Origin of the sequence: Hymenobacter saemangeumensis (assembly GCF_039541835.1) — a bacterium.
GTDB classification, from domain to species: domain Bacteria; phylum Bacteroidota; class Bacteroidia; order Cytophagales; family Hymenobacteraceae; genus Hymenobacter; species Hymenobacter saemangeumensis.
Window position 1 is genome coordinate 1 of sequence record NZ_BAABGZ010000055.1, and the last position, 18,565, is coordinate 18,565.

Consider the following 18,565-nt stretch of genomic DNA (forward strand, 5'->3'; position numbering starts at 1 on the left):
CCGAAAGCGCGTCACCTCTTTGTCGAGAAACAGCTTCTTGCCTTGCATCTTCCCTCTACGAAAACTGGTTCTGCAACAGCCACCCTCCTTTCCCTATAATCCAGCCAGCTGCACGGCGCCAGGCGAAAAGGGCCGTTACAGGGCTGCATGAGTTGAAGAAACTCGTCTGCGAATGAACATTTACAAAACTGTTTCGCAGGATGAGTTTCGTGAACTGGCAAAACCGAGCATGCTTGGTACAGCAGGATTAGCCAAGCAAGGGCGTTTTAGCCAGCGCCCACCTCCAGCACAAAGCCCACGCGGTTGACGTTGCGCAGCTGCAGGCGGGCGTCGTGGCGCAGGTGCTTGCGCAGGCGGGAGATGAACACGTCGAGGCTGCGGCCCATGAAGTAGTCGTCGGTGCCCCAGAGCTGGCGCAGGATGTCTTCGCGGCGCAGCAGCTGGCCGGGGCGCTGGGCAAACAGGGTGAGCAGCTGGCCTTCCTTCTGGGTGAGGCGCACGCTGCCGCTGGCGTGGCTCAGGGTGAGGTTGGCCGCGTTGAACGTGTAGCTGCCCAGGCGGTGCGCTGCCGGGCTGGCCGGGGCCGTCACGGTAGCCCGCTTCAGAAATACTTCCATGCGCAGCACCAGCTCTTCCAGGCTGAAGGGCTTGGTGATGTAGTCGTCGGCGCCGGTGCGCAGGCCGGTAATCCGGTCTTCGCCCAGGGCGCGGGCGCTGAGGAAGAGAATGGGCACCTGGGCGTTTAGCTCCCGGATGCGGCGGGCCAGGGCAAAGCCGTCGAGGCCGGGCAGCATCACGTCGAGCAGGCAGAGGTCAAACTCCCCGCCCTGAAAGGCGGCCAGGGCCTCGGCGCCGTCCAGGCAGTGGGTGAGCTGGTAGCCCCGCCGCTCCAGGTTGTCGCGGGTGACGAAGCCCAGGTTGGCGTCGTCCTCGGCGTAAAGGATGCGGGCTAAGCGGGGCGGGGCATCAGGCGCGGGCAGGGGCAGCATGGGCGGGCAGGAGGGGGAAGGTGAGGATGAAGGTGCTGCCCTGGCCGGGCTGGCTGTGCAGCTGAATTTTCCAGCCGTGGGCCTGCACCACGTTGCGCACATAGTACAGCCCCAGCCCAAAGCCCTGGGCCGGGCGCAGGTCGTGGCCGGGCACGCGGAAGAACTTATCGAACACCTGCTTCTGATGCGCCGGGGCAATGCCAATGCCCTGGTCGGCCACGGAAAGCCGCAGCTGCCGCCCCTCGACGGCCAGCGCCACCCGCACCACGGGCGGCCCGGCGGCGTACTTCACCGCGTTGTCGAGCAGATTGAACAGCACGTTGGCCAGGTGCACGGGGTCGGCCCAGACGAGGCGCGGGGCGCCCTTAGTTGTCAGTTGACAGTTGTCCGTTGTCAGGATTGTTCTGGCGTCAGCGTTATCAGAGCTACCTGACAACTGACAACTGTCAACTGACAACTCGCTATCAGAACAGCCTGACAACTGACAACTATCAACTGACAACTCGCTATCAGAACAGCCTGACAACTGACAACTATCAACTAACAACTGAAGCGAAGCGCCCGCATGCTTGCCCCTGATGTCGAACTGCCGGACTACGTCGGTGAGCAGGGCGGCCAGGTCTACGGGCTCGCGGTGCAGGCGAAACTCGCTCCGCTCGCTCTTGGCCATCTGCAGCACCTTATCTACCTGCTGGCTGAGGCGGCGGTTTTCTTCCCGGATGATGCTGGCGTAGCTGAGCAGGCGCTGGGGCTGCTGCACGATGTCGGGCGCAGTGAGTACCTCAGCCGAGATGGCAATGGTGGAGATGGGCGTCTTGAACTCGTGCGACATGGCGTTGATGAAGTCACGCTGCACTTCCGAGAGCCGCTTCTGCCGCAGTATCACAAACAGCGCATAGCCAAAAAATACCACCACTACCAGCAGCAGCACCGAGGTCAGCACCCAGCCGTTGAGCCGGCTCATGAAGTAGGGGGCCCGTTGGGGCAGGTGCAGGCCGAAGTAGTAGGTGTAGCGGCTGTACTTGGGCAGGCGGGTGGGCACGCTGGCCGGCCCGGCCCGCTCGGAGGCCCGCACGTAGTTGCCGTACACCATGTGGTCGGTGCCGCAGTCGTAGATGGCGTACTCGTAGTCGAGGCGCAGGTTGAGGCGCTCAAACTCCTGGCGCAGGTAGTACTCCAGCAGGTTGGCATCGATTTCACTGTTCACGTTCACCACGTAGTAGTTCGACGACACCTGGTTGACGGGGCTCTGGCTGGGCAGCTCCACGCGGCGGTAGGCCGCCAGCCTGGTGGCCACGTTTTTCAGGCCGATGTACAGCATCTGGTCGAGCTGCCGCTCCTCGTTGTCGAAGGCCCGGCGCACCCAATACACCTGCACGGCAATGATGCCGATAACCGACACCACGCCGAGCAGCACCACCAGGCGGATAGGCAGGGATTTCATAGCCCGAAAGTACAGCCCCGGCCGGCGCTCCGGCCCGGCCACGCCGGGCATTAACAACTCATTAACAAGTATTGGGCGGCTGTTAACAAGTCGGCAAGGTCATTGCCCTTTACCTTTGTCGGGTTGCTGCAGGCCTGCTGCCGGCCTCTTTCGGCCATTCGGGAACCTGAACCCTCAACTTTCACTTTACCACACATCATTCATCAACCTTCACCCATGAAATTCCTCCCCATCCTCGCCGCGCTCGTGCTCAGCGGCACCGTTGCTTCGGCCCAGACCAAGCAGCCCGCTTCGCCCAATGCCTCGGCCAAGGCCAAAGCCGCTACTGCCAAGCCCAAGCCTGCCCAGGCTTTTGCCGGTGCTGCCCTCAAGTGGGACAAGACCGAGCACTCGTTTGGTGAAATCAAGCAGGGCGTGCCCGTGACGGCCTCGTTCAAGTACACCAACACGAGCAAGCAGCCCGTGATTCTGACCAACGCCCAGGGCTCCTGCGGCTGCACCGTGCCCAACTGGTCGAAAGAGCCCCTGATGCCCGGTAAGTCGCAGACTATCACGGCCACCTTCAACGCCGCCAACCCCGGCTCCTTCAACAAGACCGTTACCGTAACCAGCAACGCCGACGGCCAGGCCGGCCCCAAAGTGCTGACGCTGCAGGGTACGGTAGTAGGCGGTGCTACTGCCGAGGCGCCGAAGAAGTAGCCCCACCCCCGACCCCTCCCCTGCGGGGGAGGGGAGCCTGTTCCGGTCGGGCGGTATACATACAAGTTTTCAGCAAAAGGAAAAGGGTGCTTGCCATTAGGCAAGCACCCTTTTCCTTTTTAATCGTCAGGCTCCCCTCCCCCATAGGGGAGGGGTCGGGGGTGGGGCTACGGCGTGTTCGTCACCACCTGCCCTTCGGCCGACTGCGCGGCGCCCGGCTCCTTGATGGTGCCCAGCTCCTTGCCCACCTCGATAAAGGCGGCAATGGCCTTGTCGAGGTGCTCGCGCTTGTGGGCCGCGCTGAGCTGCACCCGGATGCGGGCCTGGCCCTGGGGTACCACGGGGTAGTAAAAGCCCACCACGTAAATGCCTTTGTCGAGCATGCGGGCGGCAAACTCCTGGGCCAGCTTGGCGTCGTAGAGCATTACCGGCACGATGGGGTGCTCGCCGGGGCGGATGTCGAAGCCGGCGGCCGTCATCTGCTGGCGGAAGTACTTGGTGTTTTCTTCGAGCTGGTCGCGCAGCTGGGTGCTTTCCGTGAGCAGCTCCAGCACGCGCAGCGAGGCGCCCACAATGGCGGGGGGCAGGGTGTTGGAAAACAGGTAGGGGCGGCTGCGCTGGCGCAGCATGTCGATGATTTCCTTGCGGCCCGAGGTGAAGCCCCCGATGGCGCCGCCCAAAGCCTTGCCCAGCGTGCCGGTGATGATGTCGACGCGGCCCATCACGTTGCGGTACTCGTGGGTGCCGCGGCCGGTTTTGCCCAGGAAGCCCATGCTGTGGCACTCGTCAATCATCACCAGGGCCTGGTACTGGTCGGCCAGGTCGCAGATTTTATCGAGCTGGGCAATGGTGCCGTCCATCGAGAACGAGCCGTCCGTGACGATGATGCGGTGGCGGGTGCCTTTGGCCTGGGCGTCCTGCAGCTGCTTTTCCAGGTCGGCCATGTCGTTGTGCTGGTAGCGGTAGCGCTGGGCCTTGCACAGGCGCACCCCGTCGATGATGGAAGCGTGGTTCAGCGCATCGGAGATAATGGCGTCCTGCTCGTTGAACAGGGGCTCGAACACCCCGCCGTTGGCGTCGAAGGCGGCGGCGTACAGAATGGTGTCCTCGGTGCCGAGGAACTCGGCCAGCTTCTGCTCCAGCTCCTTGTGAATATCCTGGGTGCCGCAGATAAAGCGCACCGACGACATGCCGTAGCCGTGGCTGTCGATGGCTTCCTTGGCCGCCTTAATCAGCTCGGGGTGGGAGCTCAGGCCCAGGTAGTTGTTGGCGCAGAAGTTGAGCACTTCGCCGGCTTCGCGGGTTTCAATCTCCGCGCCCTGGGGCGAGGTAATGATGCGCTCCTTCTTGAAAAGGCCGGCATCCTTGATTTCCTGAAGCTGCTTTTCGAGGTCGGGCTGGAGAGTGGCGTACATGGTGGGAATTAAAAATGAGGAATTAAAAATTAAAAATTGGGGCTGTTATAGGAAAAATCAACAATGAAGGGCGCCTGAAGGCCATTTTTAATTCTTCATTTTTAATTTTTAATTCCCAGAAACGCCTGCGCGCCCCGCCGGCCACTTTCAATAAGCTGCTGCTTCTGGGCCAGCGGCATGCGCTTCACTTTAGGGCTGATGCCCACGGTGCTGATGCTGATGGTGCGGGGCCAGTCGGCAGGCTGGGCGGGGTTGAGGTTTTCGAGGGCCACGGTGTAGAGGGCTCCTACGTAGCTGGGGAAGGAGTTGATGTCGTAGCGGGCCAAAGCCTGACGGCCAGTGGCGGCGGTGTCCAGCGCAATTTGTTCGGCGCGGTCTAGGCGCAGGCCCAGGGTTTCGGGGTTGACGACTGGGCCCGCCGCAGGCAGCGTGGCGGCTGCCGTGGCGCTCAGGTAGCGGGCGTTATCGAACAAGCTTAGCGGGTAGTTGGCCAGCAGGCCGCCATCCACTACTACCTGCACGGCCTGACCGGGGGCGGGCTTGCCCGTCACCACGCGGCCCTGCTCGTCGAGCAGCACGGCGCGGTAGTACAGCGGAATACTCATGCTGATGCGCACGGCGTCGGCCACGCGCATGGCCGGGTGGGTTTCGTAGCTGAACACCTGGCTGCGCTGCAGCGTCAGGTTGGTGCCGGTGGTGTACAGGTCGCGGTACCGGCCGGGGTGTTGCCGGGCCAGGGCGTGCAGCTCGCTCAGGGTTAAATCGGGCTTGTTCGTTTTGCGGCCTACCAGCTCCCTCAGGTAGCTGGTAAGCTGGTCGCCGCGGTACCAGCCGTACTGCTTCAGTAGCCGCGTGCTGCCGCCCACGAACATATAGCGGCCGTCGTTGAGGCGCTGCACCGGCGTTTGGTTGATAACGGCCACCAGCTCATCGGGTGAGTAGCCCACGGCCAGCAGCGCCGCCTGAATGGCCCCGGCCGAAGTGCCACCGACGCGCTGAATCTGCGCCAGTACACCTTGCTTTTCCAGCTCCTGCAGGGCGCCGCCGTAGGCAATGCCGCGCACCCCGCCGCCTTCCATTACCAGGTTTCGGTAGCGGGGGGGGGCCTGCGCCCTGGCTGCACCGGCCGAAACCACGATAAGCCCAATAAACAGCTGCGCGGCCGCGAGGATACGATTCTGCATGGCCCAAAGATACCGCCTGCCTAACCATGTGCCTCCACGAACAGGCGACCTACACCTTGAGCGGGGTGCCTACAAATTACCGCGTAGCTGCCCAAGGGCAGGCGGCAGTTATTAATGGCGGGACGCTGGTTATTCACACCGGCCCCACGCAGCCGGGCAGCGGCAATAACGGTGTCGACGCTTTCTGATAGAGCGGCCGGGTAACAGCGCTCATTCAGACCACGCGAATAATACCAAGAACTTAAATTTAATATTTTTACACTTTCTGGAAGCCCCTAAATGCCTCTTAGGTCAAAGCTTTAGTTAATAGGCACCGTCCCTTTCCCGGACCACCCTGGCTAGTTTGGCAACAATTGGGGAACACAAATTTCTAGGAATCCAGGCGGGGGTGAAATCCCATCTTTGCTGCGTCCTCACCGATGCGCAGCCACCGGGGCCTGGCCGTAACTTGCCGGCTCACCACCCTTCTGTTTCCGCTATGAAACGCCTCTCTACCGCGACCCTCGGGGCGCTGCTGGCCGCCGGCCTGACGGCCCCGGCCTTTGCCCAAGCCCCACCGCCGGCCCCGGCCGATACGGCCCGCCACCAGCGCCAGATGGGCCTGACAGCTAGCCCGCAGCTGGACAACTTCTTTACCGCCAACCGCAGCCTGCCCGTTGGCGTGCTCTATCAGCGCCAGCTCACGCCCGCCAAAGCCCTGCGCCTGCGCCTGAGCGGCCTGCTCAGCTACGCCGACTCGGCGAATTTCCTGGATAGCTCCCCTTCCGGCATTGTCAACGGCTACGTTGAGGGCCCGAGCCACCGGCGCTGGCAAGTGCAGGTGTTTGCCGGCTACGCCTGGCAGCGGCGGCTAAGCCGGCGGGTGGCCTTGGACTACGGGCTGGAGGCCGGCCTGGGCTACCAGCGCCTGGGGTACTCTGCGGCCCGCAAGTACCCATACCCCCCGGCGGGTTTGTCGTGGACTACGACACGCGCACCACGCAGGAGTGGCAGGTCCAGGCGCGCCCCTTCGCCGGGTTCAGCTACCGCCCCACGCCCCGCCTGCGCCTGTTCGCCGAAACCGCCCTGCCCCTGACCTACACCCATCAGCGCTGGAAGCGCCAAGTGCAAGGAGTCTTTACCAAGCCGGATGAGGATGACCGGTTCTTGGATGAGCGCGCCTACGCCAACCGCCTGCGCCTGGTGTGGCGGCCCGTGCAGCTCATCGGCGCTGCCTACGCGTTCTAGCCTGGCCCTGTGCGCCACTACCACCATTTACAACAGCCAGGGCCAGCTGATGTACACGGCCAAAAAGGGACGGCACAGCACTACCGTAGACACGCGCAGCTGGCCCGCCGGCCTGTACTACCTGCACACCCAAACAGCCAACGGCCTCACGCGCTGCCGCGTGCAGGTTGAACACCGCTAAGCAGCGCCGCTAGCCTGGCCCCGCCACCCGCGGGCCTGGAAAGCCACTTCCTTTTTTAAGGAAGTGGCTTTTTTGTGTAACAAGCTTTACGGGTGCTTCCGCACGGTCGGGGCGCCTTATACTCCACCGGTGTTCGCTCTGGCATTGGGTAACAGCCCGCGGGGTCTGCAGCAGTTAGAGCGATTCTGTGGTTGCTGCAGGGCCTCGTTCTGGTGGTGGCCTCACCCCCCGGCCCCCAAAAAATGCTTAATCCGCATTTCCGAAAAGGAGAGGGGGAGGCACAGGGTTGACCCATACAAGAACCTGAGGTCCGCTGTAAGACCAGCATTAACCCGGTAATGTGCGCTACCGCCGGGTATCTTTGCCCGTACAACGCTTCCCACCCCAATCCCACCCATTTCCTTCGCATGGACACGACCCCCGGCGACACCAGCACCTCCCGCCTGCCCGGCACTGTTCTCGTTATTGGCGCCTGCGGGCAGCTGGGCCTGGAGCTCACCGCCGCCCTCCGCGAGAAGTACGAGCCCGCCCACGTAATTGCCGCCGACGTGCGCGCCCCCAAGCAGCCCGAGCTGCTGGCCGGCGGCCCCTTCGAGCTGCTCGACGTGCTCGACAAGGCCCGCCTCGAACAGCTGATTCAGCAGTACGAGCCCAAGCAGATTTACCACCTGGCAGCCCTGCTCTCGGCCACGGCCGAGAAAGACCCCATGTTTGCCTGGAAGCTCAACATGGACGGCCTGCTGAACGTGCTCAACCTCTCGGTGCAGTACCAGGTGGCCCAGGTGTACTGGCCCAGCTCCATCGCCGTGTTCGGGCCCGATACGCCCCGGCACGATACCCCCCAGCTCTGCATCATGAACCCCAACACGGTGTACGGCATCAGCAAGCTAGCCGGGGAGCAGTGGTGCGAGTGGTACCACCGCAAGCACGGGCTGGACGTGCGCAGCCTGCGCTACCCCGGCCTCATCGGCTACAAGAGCCTGCCCGGCGGCGGCACCACCGACTATGCCGTGGATATCTACCACAAGGCCGTGGCCGGCGAAAACTACCAGTGCTTCCTTAAAGAGGATTCCTACCTGCCCATGATGTACATGCCCGACGCGCTCAAGGCCACCCTGGACCTGATGCACGCCCCGGCCGACAGCATCAAGGTGCGCACCTCCTACAACCTGGGCGCCATGAGCTTCTCGCCAGCCGAAATCACGGCCAGCATCCAGCAGCAGGTGCCCGGCTTTGAGGTGAGCTACGCTCCCGACCAGCGCCAGGCCATTGCCGACTCCTGGCCCGCCAGCATCGACGACTCGGCCGCCCGCCAGGACTGGGGCTGGCAGCCTGACTTCGACCTCGACAAGATGACGGCCGACATGCTGCTGCACCTGAAGGAGATGCAGCCGGCGTAGGTTGATGTGTTGATTGTTTGATGTGCTGAAAAGACGTGTCATTGCGAGCGGAACGCAGTGGAGCGCGGCAATCCGTCCTCTCTGAGCGACTGGCCAGGTAATGTGAAAAGCCCCAACGCCAGCTCTGGCTTTGGGGCTTTTCATTTGTCAAAATCTTAGGCTTTGCGCTGAGAACAGGACGGATTGCCGCGCTCCACTGCGTTCCGCTCGCAATGACACGCTCCGAGGGCTGCATCAGCACATCAGCACATCAAACCATCAGCACATCTTTACCGCGAAGCCCGTCGCTCCGGTATGTTAAACAGCAGCGAGGTAGCCCAGGGCACCAGGAACATGGCCACGGTGAGTACCGTCAATCCGGCATCGGCGGCTTCGCTTTCCAGCAGGCGGCCAAATGCTGACTCGGGGTAGAAGTGCGACACCAGGGCCAGCATCAGCTTCAGTCCCAGCACGGCAATAACCAGGAAGGCGGCCGTTTCCAGGAACGGATACTTGGCCATGAGCAGCACAAAGGCCTGGGCCACGAGGCGCATGGCCAGGATGCCGATGAACACGCCGGCACAAATCAGAATCATGTTGTCGGTGAAGGCCACCACGGCAAACACGTTGTCGATGGAAAAGGCCAGGTCCATGAGCTCAATCAAAGCCACGGTGGCCCAAAACTGCCCGGCCAGGCCCAGGGTGCGGCGGTAAAGCCAGCTTTTCTCTTTTTCCACCACTTCCTCTTCCTCGTTCTTGCGCTTGGGCTTGAAATGCTCGTAAGCCAGGTAAAGCAGGTAGAGCCCACCCAGCGGCTTCAGAAACCAGAACTGAATCAGGAAGGAGGCAAACAGCAGGCACAGGCCCCGAAATACGTAGGCGCCGATAATGCCGTAGCGCAGGGCCTTCTGCCGCTGCTCCTTGGGCAGGTCGCCCACCATGGTGGCCAGCACGGCCGCATTATCCACCGACAGCAGGCTTTCAATCAGAATCAGGTTGCCAAGTATGGCCAGGGCGGCCAGGGGGTTGTCGAGAATTTGCTGCAGGTCTGCGCTCATGGGCAAAAGGGGAGGGGCCGGCCCGGGAAGGCGGCAGGACTATAAGCGGAAAGCGCCGAAGAAAATTCAGCGCCGGGCCGGCGGGCGAATTTACGTGGCGCCCGGCGTTGCCCTCAGTCCGGCAGCTCCCGGCGGATGGCGGTGAGGATTTCCTCCCAGTGCCGCAGGTGAAGCATGTGGCCCTCGCCCGGCAGTAGGCGCGTGCTGCCGCCGGGCAGGCGGCTGGCCAGGTAAGGAATGTTATCGGGGGCCCACACGCCATCGGCCAGCCCGTGCCAGAGCGTGGCCGGGGCCTGAATCAGGCTTAGGTCGAAGTCGGGCGGGCGGCACCACAGCTGGAGGTCGTGAAACACGCCCCAGCCCTGGTGAGCGAAGCCCCGCACGGCCCCGTCGCGCAGCAGGGCCCGGTTTTCGGGCTGCTCGCTCACATCCTGCTCGGCCTGCCACATCAGTCGGATAAACCAGTCGATGGTGTCATCGGGGGCGCGGTGCCAGCGCCGGCTCAGCCAGCGGCAAAGAGCCTCGGTAATCCCCGGCATCTGCGTGCAGGTCCACCACAGGGTTTTCCAGATGGCTGAGAGCTGCTCGAAAGAATGTTCTTCGCCCATGGGCAGGCAGGTGCCCAGCAGGTGCAGCGTGCCTACGCGCACGGGGTAGCGGGCGGCCAGGGCCATGGCGTGTACCCCACCCACCGACCAGCCCAGCACGGCCACTGGGCCTTGCACGCCCAGCGCATCCACGGCAAACATGGCATCAGCTGCTACCGACTGAAAGCTCAGGCCCGGGTCCACATCGGAAGCGCCCACGCCGGGGCGGTCGGGGGCCAGTATCTGCAAGCCCAGGCGCTGCAGCAGGGCCGTATCGGGCGGAATGGCGAGGCCCGAAGTGCCAAAGCCGTGCGAGTACAGCACCGCCCGGTGCCCGGGGTTGCCGAAGCGCAGCACGCCCTGCTGCCGGCCATCGGGCAAGGTCAGGGTGAGGTGTTCGGGGGGAGCAGCGGGCATGGCCGAAGGTACGGCCGGCGCGGGCCGGGGTTGGAATGGCGGGCCCAGGCAGCGCTTTGAAAGCTGACGTAGACAGCAGAATGGCCCGCCCAAACCGGATATCTGCCGAAGGGTTTACAGGGGAGCACCGGGGATTTACTTTTTACGCTTACACCCCGACCTCAACTTGCGTATGCGCATCATCTGTGTGCCGACTTAGGATGTAATTTCTCTATGATAGTAAACCCCGCCCCCACTGGCTGGCAAATTATTTACCAGCAGGCCCATGCCCAGCTAGCCATGCAGCTGGCCTGGCACTGGCCACCTTTCCTGCCCGCTTCGCGCTGGGTCGATTTGCTTAGCGCCATTGCCCAGCACGACCACGAGCAGGAAGACTGGCACGGCCGCGGCGGGCACTACGGCCTCACTCCCGCCGGCGCCCCGGCCGACTTCACCCAGAAAGAGTTTTCCCTGGCCCAGGCCACCGGCGTGCTGGCCGCCGCCCGCTTCCAGGGCCGCTGGCGCAGCCTGCTCACCGCCATGCACCTGAGCTGCCTCTACGAAGGCCTGCGGGGCAGCAGCACGGAAATAACAGCTTTTCTCGACGAGCTTAAGTCCCGGCAGCAGCAGTGGCGCCGCGCCCTGAAAGTGACCAAGGCCGAAGCCGAGTCGGCCTACGCCCTGCTGCACTGGTCCGACCGCCTCTCGCTTATTCTCTGCCGGCAGGAGCTGCCCGAAATGGGCCGCCGCCTGGAAATTTACCAGGGCCCCGATGGCCGCCGCTATACCCTGCGCCGCCCGCAGCCCGAGGGGCCCGTCATCATCGAGCCCTGGCCTTTTGCCAGCGCTGAAGTAGAAGTGACCGTGGAAGTCACCACTCTGCACCGCCTGCAGTTTCGCGACGACGCCGACCTGGCCACGGCCCTGCACGAGGCCCCCATCGAGGAGCTGCGCTGGGAGCTGCGCCCGGGTGATTAGTTAAAAGGCAGAACGACCTTTTATACCCGTTGAGAAGTGGCTTGTGAAAGTCCAGGCGGATGTAGAGACGCAACATTTTGCGTCTCGTCGTTGAACGATTAAAAAATAGAACGTTCTAATGGCGCTGACCCGGAGACGCAAAATGTTGCGTCTCTACATTGTCCTCAAATCACTTTATGAAGAGCATAGCTCTTCACTTTTCACTTCAAAAAAGAAAAAAAGCGCGGCTACTTCAGCTTTTCTACCGGCGTGGGGCTGCTCATCAGGCCCTCGGGTATGGTCTGGGTCTGGGCGATGTGCTCGAGGCGGGCGGGCTTGCTGGCGTCGCTGCGGCCGGCCGCCAGCAGCAGTAGCCCCTGCCGGCTGTACTCGTTCCAGCGGCGGCGGAAGCCGGGCTGCTCGTCGCTGGCCTTGGCGAAGTAGGCCCATTCCTCCACCAGGCCGGTAGCACGGTTCACCAGCACCTCGTAGCGGTTCTGGGGCGTCACCCCCACATTCTTAAAGGTGAGCTGCAGCACGTCGGCCGGGGCGCCGTCCAGGGTTTTGCCTTCGCCCTTGTAGCCCAGCGTCACGCCCGAGTCCTTCAGCTTAAAAGGCATTAGCAGCCAGTAGGAGTTGTTTATCCAGATGGCGGGCAGGCGCTCCAGCAGCTTCTGCCCGGCGGGCGTGGCCGAGATGTCCTGCCCGCGGCTGTACACCCGGCCCTGCTTGGTGTTGAGGTTGACGTTGGCCACCAGCGTGTCGCGCTCCCAGTGGAAGTCGCCGCTGTACTTATCCCAAACCTGGTACTGACCGCCAAAAAAGCCCCAGGCAAAGTAGCGGGCCTGCTGCCAAGCCTGGTAGCCGCCCATCTCCCGCATCACGCGGTCGGCAATGGCAATGGCTTTGGGGTCAGAGCCGGCCGCATCGAAGCCCTCGGCGGCCGGGTAGGAAGCCGGCTGCTCCTGGGCCTTGCGCTTTTGAGCCTGGGCAGCGCCGGCCAGCAGCAAGGAGCTGAGTAGCACGAAAAGAATGAAACGGAAACGGCGAAGAAAGTAAACCATTAGAATAAGCGGGTAAAAGCAGGTGGAGTGCTTGCCGGACAGCATACGGGGCAGGGAGAGCCGTGTTGGAATAAGCACCGGCACCCTTGCAGTAATCTGTTTCTGGTGGCAAAGGTTGCAGCTATCCTCCTGCGTGCGTGCCAACACCGCTGCCCTATCGCCCGTAAGCTACATCCGCATTCATCACGCCTTTCCTATGGCTTCGCATTACAATTTTTCAGATATCCTGCGGATTTTTAAATCCACGGCGTCTGAGTTTACCAACAACAACTCCTTCCGCCACGCCGCGGCGTTGTCGTATTACACCATCTTCTCCCTGCCGCCGCTGCTGCTCATCGTCATCACGGTGGCCAGTGCCGTGTATGGGCACGAAGCGGTAACGGGGCAGGTATATGGGCAGCTCAAGGGGCTGGTTGGGGCCGAGTCGGCCAAGTTTCTGCAGGACAGCATCGCCGAGTTTACCAAGCAGCAAAAAGGAGGCATAGCTACGGCCATTGGCATTGCTACCCTAATTTTTGCGGCCACCACTTTCTTCGTTACCCTGCAGGAAAGCATCAACGATATCTGGAACCTGAAGGTGAAAACCGTAGGCATGGGCATCGGCCAATACCTGAAGCAGCGCTTTCTCTCGTTCGGCATGATACTGAGCATTGCCTTGCTGCTGCTCATCTCTTTTGTAATCAGTGCCGTGCTGAGTGCCTTTACCGACCAGCTGCAGGCCTGGTTTCCGGCCATTGGCGTCATCGTTATCCGGCTGGTTGATTTTGCGCTTTCGCTGGGCGTCACCACCCTGCTGTTTGCCCTCATCTACCGCTTCCTGCCCGATGCCGTCATCCGCTGGCGCGATGTGGGCATTGGGGCCTTCATCACGGCGCTGCTTTTTGTGCTGGGTAAGTTTCTCATTGCCTTCTACATCTCCAAGGCCGAGCCCGGCTCGGCTTTCGGGGCCGCCGGCTCGGCTATTGTGCTGCTGGTGTGGGTAAACTACTCGTCGCTCATCATCTTTTTTGGGGCCGAGTTTACCCAGGAGTTTGCCGATGCCTACGGGCAGAAGGTGCAGCCCAAGGCCCATGCCGTGCGGGTAGAGCAGCGCGAGATACCCTGCGACGAAACCGACGAGTCGCGGGCTACGGGCCGCCCCCACGCCACGGGCCGCTGGCGCGGCTGACGCGCCTGCTCCGGCAACGGGAGGTGTGGGCAGGGCAAGCACGAAGTTTGCGTACTTTGTGCTGTTCTATCCATTCCTTATTGCATGAAGTACCTGCGCTACCTTCTGCTGGGGCCCGCCCTGCTGCTGGCCCGTGCCACCTTTGCCCAGGCCCCCCCAGCGCCTACCGAAAAGCTAATCGTCGTGAGCCCCGCCGTTGGGGACGTGATTGATGGCGGCGAAAAGTCGCGCTTCGGCCTGTTTCTCTACTACGCGGCCGACGACTTCGTGGAAGCCAGCTTCTACCAGTCGCTGCGCCCCGACAGTGCCATTACCCTGCGCAGCCGCATGCGCGATGGCCGCGAGCTGGCCCGCCCCTTTACCCGCCCCGAGTTTATGACGGTGCGCGAATCCATTGCGCGCCGCATGAAAGAGCTGGGCGAAACCATGCCCGTTGCCGCGCCGGCAGCTGCCAGCGTGCCTGGCGCGCCGGCATCGGCCGCTGCGCCTGCCGACTATCCCTTTGTGCTGGGCCGCAGCTACCGCATCGAAACCCGCGACGGCACCACCTTCAGCGGGCAGCTGGTAGGCATGACGATGACTGCCCTGGACTTCGACTCGCCCGCGCTTGGTAAAGTCACCGTGCAGCGAGTGAACATCACGGGGGTGCAGGACCTGGAAGGCACTTCGGCTCCCAGTAGAATTGCCGGCGCCCGGAAGTACTACGATATTGGCAATGGCAACCGCCTGTTTTTCGGTCCTACGGCCCGGGGGCTGCGGCAAGGGGAAGGCACGCTGCAGGATGTCGACGTGTACCTGCTGGGGTTCAACTACGGCATCAGCAACAATTTCTCGATGGGGGGCTACATGTCCATTGTGCCCGGCCTGTCGCTTACCGAGCAGCTCCTGGTGCTTACGCCCAAGCTGAGCTTTAAGGTGCGCGAAAACCTGCACACCGGGGCCGGCCTGCTGTACCTGCGCGTGCCTGCCGGCAATGGCGATGGGGTAGGCGTTGGCATTGCCTACGGAGTAATTACGACCGGTAGTGCCGATAACAACTTCACTGCGGGGCTAGGGTATGGTTTCGTGGATAACGAAATCGGCAGCACGCCCATTATCATGCTGGGTGGGCAAACGCGCGTTTCCCGGCGCGTGTCGCTGCTAACTGAAAACTACATTGTAGCCGACGCCGAAGCCGGTATGGGCGGCTTTTATGGCATGAAGCTCAGCTGGCGCCGCACCAGCCTGGGCCTGGGCGCTTTGTATTTCTATTCTTTTCCCTACACCGAAGACTACGGGTCTGGCTTCCGCGTGGAGCGCCCCGGGCGGTTCTTTTCCACCTACCTTATTCCGGTGTACATCGACTTTACGTTCCGCTTCGGCAAAGGCGCCAAGCAGCCCGACGCGCCGCGATAAGGCCGGCTCAGACGTAAAAAAGCCCGCTTCTGATATAGAGGCGGGCTTTTTTATGCGTCTGAAGCTATAATTTATTCAGCCGCTGGCTTCTCTTTCACCGCCAGCTGCCCACAGGCGGCGTCGATGTCCTTGCCCCGCGAGCGGCGGATGTTGGTTTGCACGCCGCGGTCGGCCAGAAACTTATGGAAGGCCGCGATTTTGTCGGCCTCGGCATTCTGGTAGTCGGCCGCGTCGATGGGGTTGTACTCAATCAGGTTCACCTTGCAGGGCAGCCATTTGCTGATGGCCAGCAGCTCGGCGGCGTCTTCCAGCGTGTCGTTGAAGCCGTCGAATACGATGTACTCGTAGGTGACCTTGCGGCCGGTTTTCTGGTGGTAGTACTGCAGGGCCTCCTTCAGCGCGGCCAGGGAGTTGGCCTCGTTGATGGGCATAATCTCGTTGCGCTTGGCGTCGTTGGGGGCGTGCAGCGAGAGGGCCAGGTTGGCCTTCACGTCGTCGTCGGCCAGCTTCTTAATCATCTTGGCAATGCCGGCCGTGCTGATGGTGATGCGGCGCGGGGCCATGTTCAGGCCATCGGGGGCGGTGATGCGCTCCACACTTTTCACCACGTTGGCGTAGTTGAGCAGGGGCTCGCCCATGCCCATGTACACGATGTTGGTGAGGGGCGTGCCGTACTGGGCCTCGCACTGCTCCCGGATGCGCACCACCTGGTCGTAAATCTCGGCCGCGTCGAGGTTGCGCTTGCGCTCCATGTAGCCGGTGGCGCAAAACTTACAGGTAAGCGAGCAGCCCACCTGGGAGCTGATGCAGGCCGTCATGCGCGTATCGTGCGGGATGAGCACGCCCTCCACGATGTTGCCGTCGTGCAGGCGGAAGGCCGACTTGATGGTGCCGTCGTTGCTCAGCTGCTGGTTCTGCACCGTCACCCCATTGATGACGAAGTGCTTAGCTAGTAGCTCGCGCGTATTCAGCGAGATGTTGTTCATCTCCTCAAACGAGGAAGCCGTGTTCTTCCACAGCCACTCCAGCACCTGCTTGGCCCGGAACGGCTTCTCGCCGTGCTCCACCATAAAGGCCTTGAGCTCGTCGGGCGAGAGTTTGCGGATGTCGCGCTTCTGAATGCTGGGGGCGAGGGGCAGTTCTAACAACATAGTACAAAGATACAACGCCTTGGCGCGGCGGGTTCCCACCCAGCAACGCGGAATTTCATTCCGGGCGTCAGCGGCACCTGCGACAGTAACCAGAAAGCAGCGCTAGCCCGATACCTGGGCGGCCAGCTCGGCCGGCAGCACGCGCAGCTTGCGCACGTTGTAGTCGAAGCAGAGCATGCCGGTTTTGGCGCGGGCTATTTCCCGGCCGGCTTGGTTGTGCACCCAGTACACCACGTCGAAGCCGTACTTGCTGGCGTCGGTGGCGGCCATCTGAAAGGTCAGCACGTCGCCGTGAAAGCCTTCGCCCTTGTACTCAATAGCCACGTCTACCATTATCATTCCCAGCTTGGTGGTGGGGTCGTAGTCGCCGGCGGCCAGGCCCAAAAACTTCAGGAAGTGAATGCGGGCTTCGTGCAGCATACCCAGCAGGGCGTCGTTGCCGAGGTGGGCGCCGTAGTTGATGTCGGTGATGCGCACCGGAATTTCGGTGGCAAAGGGAAAGGTGTCGGGCAGGGCGACTTTTATGCGGGCCATTTTAAGTGAGAATAGTAAACAGTCGCTAGTACGTAGCCAGGAACCAGGGTTGGATGACTAAGCACTTAATTCCATGGCGTACCCACGACCTTGCTTGGGCAATGGCAAGGACCAGCTCCCGGTCTGCATCGTCGAAAAGCGGATAAGTACCCTGACTCGTGCGGGTCCGAAACCGGTAGAACATCCAAAGCGCTTTAGGGTAATCAGCACAAAAAAAAGCCCCCGTGCTCATAAAGAACACAGGGGCTTTTTTGCGTCTTGGCAAGCAGGGCATCCTAATTAGATGGGCCGGCCAGCATGCCAGAAAAATTTACCACGCTGTAGTAGGCAGCTACGTTGTCCTTCTCCAGCTCTACGGTACCAGCGGTAGGCCCGGAAAAGCCTGGCTCTACCTCAAACGTGATGGAGGGCAGCTCCGTACCAAATACCACACCATATACTCCCCGGTTTTCCCTGGCATATACCTGGGCTTTCTCGTCCAGCCGCTGATAGTCTTCCAGCAGCAGATAGGCTGCGCACAAATTGCCCAGCAAGGCATTGGCCACTTTGCGGTTTATCTCCGCTTTCTTGTTGCTCCAGTCGGCTTTGGCCAGCTGGGCTTCCCAGACCGCTACCAGCGGCAGGAGCTTGGCTTTCTCAATGGCCGGACCCGAGAGGAGCCGCTCGAATTCAACGGCGGCCCTGCTGATATCCTGATAGGCCGGCAGGTCACCCTCTACCAGGTTAACTCCAAGCCGGGCGCTCCAATGGTGGTCGAGCAGTGTGTAGTCAATGCGCTTACGCATCATGCTCAGGAGCTTTTCAGCTACCTCGTCGGCAAAAGCCTCCTGCAGGTACAGCTCCAAATCGGCCTGGTAAGCGAATTCCGGGCTATTGTCCGTGCCTTCATTCTTCTTGAAGCTAACCAAAGGCGTGTTGGTGCGCTTGTCAATCAACTCGTAGCCCACCTGGCCCTGATACGACAGAGAGGCCGTAAAATGCTCATTTGTGGTGCCGCCCAGCACCGCGTGCCGCTCTATATTCCCGGCTTGCGTAGTCAGGCCTTTTTGAGTGATTTTCAGCAGCAGGTCACCCCCGGTTTTGCTGTAATTCAAGCCGCCGAGCGTTGGGCCTTTGGGCTGGTATAGTAAGGGGGTGCCGAAATCATACTCCACCGAGTAGGTTTTGTATTTGCTGGCAATGGGGGCGGTGGCGGTTTTGTGAAACGTAGTCCACACCTTATGCTCCACCACTTTTTGCCCGTAAGCCTGACCGGCTCCTGCTAGTGTTATCCCGGTCAGGAGCAGGATAGGCGTTACCAGTCTGCCCAGAGCACCGGCAGAAAAGAGTTGACAGGACGATTGAAATAGAGAGGGGCTGCCAGCGTACATGTGCGAAATATGACAGAAGGGTTTAACCATGAAAAGTGAAGGCACAAGAATCTGCTCGCTTGCGGAGTGCGGCACTACTCCGCCAGCTGGTCAGCTGCGAAGTCGAAGTACTCGGCTTTGGAGTGGTAAATGGGCTTGCCTTCTTTAATTCCCTTCAGCACCTGCATGGAGCTGGGCCCTGTATAATTCTCATCGGCCTTGAAAGCCGGATAGGCTTTGCTGAAAATGCCGCCCGAGTTCTTGCTGGCAAACAGCTGAGCCTTTTCTCTCATCTTCTGGTAGTCTGAGGTGGTCCGATTACGCTGGACAGTTTAGGGCATTAAGTTGAAGAAGGTGTTGATGAGTATGATAAGGCGTCTGGTAGTCG

Annotated in this window: 20 protein-coding genes; 9 read left to right on the plus strand and 11 right to left on the minus strand. The window is 61.6% G+C overall.

The window, feature by feature from the left end; genetic code table 11:
• Positions 1-266 precede the first annotated feature (266 nt).
• Entirely contained in the window at positions 267-989 is a 723-nt protein-coding gene (locus ABD919_RS14070) for a response regulator transcription factor (RefSeq protein WP_345236654.1), read from the minus strand.
• Positions 967-2,433 (minus strand): sensor histidine kinase, encoded by a 1,467-nt coding sequence (locus ABD919_RS14075; RefSeq protein ID WP_345236655.1) that lies wholly within the window; start codon positions 2,431-2,433, stop codon positions 967-969. The genes ABD919_RS14070 and ABD919_RS14075 overlap by 23 nt, the downstream gene beginning before the upstream one ends.
• Positions 2,434-2,649: 216 nt before the next feature.
• On the opposite strand from ABD919_RS14075, the gene ABD919_RS14080 reads away from it, so the two are divergent.
• Positions 2,650-3,132, plus strand: a complete 483-nt coding sequence (locus ABD919_RS14080) for a DUF1573 domain-containing protein (protein WP_345236656.1) — start codon at positions 2,650-2,652, stop codon at positions 3,130-3,132.
• Between the two features lie 167 nt (positions 3,133-3,299).
• On the opposite strand, the gene kbl is transcribed toward ABD919_RS14080, so the two are convergent.
• A complete protein-coding gene (gene kbl / locus ABD919_RS14085) occupies positions 3,300-4,547 on the minus strand; it encodes a glycine C-acetyltransferase (protein WP_345236657.1) in 1,248 nt (415 codons plus the stop codon).
• A 101-nt stretch (positions 4,548-4,648) separates the two neighbouring features.
• Positions 4,649-5,731, minus strand: a complete 1,083-nt coding sequence (locus ABD919_RS14090) for a patatin-like phospholipase family protein (protein ID WP_345236658.1) — start codon at positions 5,729-5,731, stop codon at positions 4,649-4,651.
• Between the two features lie 26 nt (positions 5,732-5,757).
• Between ABD919_RS14090 and ABD919_RS14095 the strand changes: the two genes are divergently transcribed.
• The 5 genes from ABD919_RS14095 (at position 5,758) to ABD919_RS14115 (ending at position 8,539) form a co-directional block, all read left to right on the plus strand.
• Positions 5,758-5,919 carry a hypothetical protein gene (locus ABD919_RS14095; protein ID WP_345236659.1) on the plus strand — a complete coding sequence of 54 codons (162 nt, stop codon included), beginning with the start codon at positions 5,758-5,760 and terminating at the stop codon, positions 5,917-5,919.
• Positions 5,920-6,209: 290 nt separating this feature from the next.
• Positions 6,210-6,806, plus strand: a complete 597-nt coding sequence (locus ABD919_RS14100; protein WP_345236660.1) for a hypothetical protein — start codon at positions 6,210-6,212, stop codon at positions 6,804-6,806.
• Between the two features lie 29 nt (positions 6,807-6,835).
• Positions 6,836-6,958 carry a hypothetical protein gene (locus tag ABD919_RS14105; RefSeq protein ID WP_345236673.1) on the plus strand — a complete coding sequence of 41 codons (123 nt, stop codon included), beginning with the start codon at positions 6,836-6,838 and terminating at the stop codon, positions 6,956-6,958.
• A 25-nt stretch (positions 6,959-6,983) separates the two neighbouring features.
• Positions 6,984-7,139, plus strand: coding sequence for a T9SS type A sorting domain-containing protein (locus ABD919_RS14110; RefSeq protein WP_345236672.1), 156 nt, complete (start codon positions 6,984-6,986; stop codon positions 7,137-7,139).
• 407 nt (positions 7,140-7,546) lie between these two features.
• Complete coding sequence (locus ABD919_RS14115; protein WP_345236661.1) at positions 7,547-8,539, plus strand: NAD-dependent epimerase/dehydratase family protein; 993 nt, start codon at positions 7,547-7,549, stop codon at positions 8,537-8,539.
• Positions 8,540-8,808: 269 nt separating this feature from the next.
• Here ABD919_RS14115 and ABD919_RS14120 read toward each other — a convergent pair whose 3' ends face one another.
• Positions 8,809-9,576 carry a DUF475 domain-containing protein gene (locus tag ABD919_RS14120; protein ID WP_345236662.1) on the minus strand — a complete coding sequence of 256 codons (768 nt, stop codon included), beginning with the start codon at positions 9,574-9,576 and terminating at the stop codon, positions 8,809-8,811.
• A gap of 113 nt (positions 9,577-9,689) precedes the next feature.
• Entirely contained in the window at positions 9,690-10,580 is an 891-nt protein-coding gene (locus ABD919_RS14125; RefSeq protein ID WP_345236663.1) for an alpha/beta fold hydrolase, read from the minus strand.
• 213 nt (positions 10,581-10,793) lie between these two features.
• On the opposite strand from ABD919_RS14125, the gene ABD919_RS14130 reads away from it, so the two are divergent.
• Positions 10,794-11,537 carry a DUF3891 family protein gene (locus ABD919_RS14130; protein ID WP_345236664.1) on the plus strand — a complete coding sequence of 248 codons (744 nt, stop codon included), beginning with the start codon at positions 10,794-10,796 and terminating at the stop codon, positions 11,535-11,537.
• A gap of 227 nt (positions 11,538-11,764) precedes the next feature.
• On the opposite strand, the gene ABD919_RS14135 is transcribed toward ABD919_RS14130, so the two are convergent.
• Positions 11,765-12,580: a hypothetical protein gene (locus ABD919_RS14135; protein WP_345236665.1), complete on the minus strand. Its 816-nt coding sequence runs from the start codon at positions 12,578-12,580 to the stop codon at positions 11,765-11,767.
• Positions 12,581-12,776: 196 nt separating this feature from the next.
• Here ABD919_RS14135 and ABD919_RS14140 point away from each other — a divergent pair, with 196 nt between their 5' ends.
• Together ABD919_RS14140 and ABD919_RS14145 are read left to right on the plus strand one after the other, a co-directional pair.
• Positions 12,777-13,748 (plus strand): YihY/virulence factor BrkB family protein, encoded by a 972-nt coding sequence (locus tag ABD919_RS14140; protein WP_345236666.1) that lies wholly within the window; start codon positions 12,777-12,779, stop codon positions 13,746-13,748.
• A gap of 84 nt (positions 13,749-13,832) precedes the next feature.
• Complete coding sequence (locus tag ABD919_RS14145; protein WP_345236667.1) at positions 13,833-15,143, plus strand: hypothetical protein; 1,311 nt, start codon at positions 13,833-13,835, stop codon at positions 15,141-15,143.
• A gap of 71 nt (positions 15,144-15,214) precedes the next feature.
• On the opposite strand, the gene rlmN is transcribed toward ABD919_RS14145, so the two are convergent.
• The 4 genes from rlmN to ABD919_RS14165 form a co-directional block, all read right to left on the minus strand.
• The gene (gene rlmN, locus ABD919_RS14150) at positions 15,215-16,294 is read right to left on the minus strand and encodes a dual-specificity RNA methyltransferase RlmN (RefSeq protein ID WP_345236668.1); all 1,080 of its coding nucleotides are present in this window, start codon (positions 16,292-16,294) and stop codon (positions 15,215-15,217) included.
• A gap of 102 nt (positions 16,295-16,396) precedes the next feature.
• Positions 16,397-16,828, minus strand: coding sequence for a thioesterase family protein (locus ABD919_RS14155; protein ID WP_345236669.1), 432 nt, complete (start codon positions 16,826-16,828; stop codon positions 16,397-16,399).
• Between the two features lie 275 nt (positions 16,829-17,103).
• A complete protein-coding gene (locus ABD919_RS14160) occupies positions 17,104-18,060 on the minus strand; it encodes a hypothetical protein (RefSeq protein ID WP_345236670.1) in 957 nt (318 codons plus the stop codon).
• A gap of 212 nt (positions 18,061-18,272) precedes the next feature.
• Positions 18,273-18,470 (minus strand): hypothetical protein, encoded by a 198-nt coding sequence (locus ABD919_RS14165; RefSeq protein ID WP_345236671.1) that lies wholly within the window; start codon positions 18,468-18,470, stop codon positions 18,273-18,275.
• Positions 18,471-18,565 lie beyond the last annotated feature (95 nt).

Bases quoted from the DNA above. Each gene is read 5' to 3' on its own strand.
- ABD919_RS14165 (WP_345236671.1), bottom strand. From the start codon at position 18,470: ATGAGAGAAAAGGCTCAGCTGTTTGCCAGCAAGAACTCGGGCGGCATT.
- ABD919_RS14080 (WP_345236656.1), top strand. From the start codon at position 2,650: ATGAAATTCCTCCCCATCCTCGCCGCGCTCGTGCTCAGCGGCACCGTT.
- ABD919_RS14115 (WP_345236661.1), top strand. From the start codon at position 7,547: ATGGACACGACCCCCGGCGACACCAGCACCTCCCGCCTGCCCGGCACT.
- ABD919_RS14140 (WP_345236666.1), top strand. From the start codon at position 12,777: ATGGCTTCGCATTACAATTTTTCAGATATCCTGCGGATTTTTAAATCC.
- ABD919_RS14070 (WP_345236654.1), bottom strand. From the start codon at position 989: ATGCTGCCCCTGCCCGCGCCTGATGCCCCGCCCCGCTTAGCCCGCATC.
- ABD919_RS14075 (WP_345236655.1), bottom strand. From the start codon at position 2,433: ATGAAATCCCTGCCTATCCGCCTGGTGGTGCTGCTCGGCGTGGTGTCG.
- ABD919_RS14095 (WP_345236659.1), top strand. From the start codon at position 5,758: ATGTGCCTCCACGAACAGGCGACCTACACCTTGAGCGGGGTGCCTACA.
- ABD919_RS14145 (WP_345236667.1), top strand. From the start codon at position 13,833: ATGAAGTACCTGCGCTACCTTCTGCTGGGGCCCGCCCTGCTGCTGGCC.
- ABD919_RS14120 (WP_345236662.1), bottom strand. From the start codon at position 9,576: ATGAGCGCAGACCTGCAGCAAATTCTCGACAACCCCCTGGCCGCCCTG.
- ABD919_RS14155 (WP_345236669.1), bottom strand. From the start codon at position 16,828: ATGGCCCGCATAAAAGTCGCCCTGCCCGACACCTTTCCCTTTGCCACC.
- ABD919_RS14125 (WP_345236663.1), bottom strand. From the start codon at position 10,580: ATGCCCGCTGCTCCCCCCGAACACCTCACCCTGACCTTGCCCGATGGC.
- ABD919_RS14130 (WP_345236664.1), top strand. From the start codon at position 10,794: ATGATAGTAAACCCCGCCCCCACTGGCTGGCAAATTATTTACCAGCAG.
- kbl (WP_345236657.1), bottom strand. From the start codon at position 4,547: ATGTACGCCACTCTCCAGCCCGACCTCGAAAAGCAGCTTCAGGAAATC.
- ABD919_RS14100 (WP_345236660.1), top strand. From the start codon at position 6,210: ATGAAACGCCTCTCTACCGCGACCCTCGGGGCGCTGCTGGCCGCCGGC.
- ABD919_RS14090 (WP_345236658.1), bottom strand. From the start codon at position 5,731: ATGCAGAATCGTATCCTCGCGGCCGCGCAGCTGTTTATTGGGCTTATC.
- ABD919_RS14135 (WP_345236665.1), bottom strand. From the start codon at position 12,580: ATGGTTTACTTTCTTCGCCGTTTCCGTTTCATTCTTTTCGTGCTACTC.
- rlmN (WP_345236668.1), bottom strand. From the start codon at position 16,294: ATGTTGTTAGAACTGCCCCTCGCCCCCAGCATTCAGAAGCGCGACATC.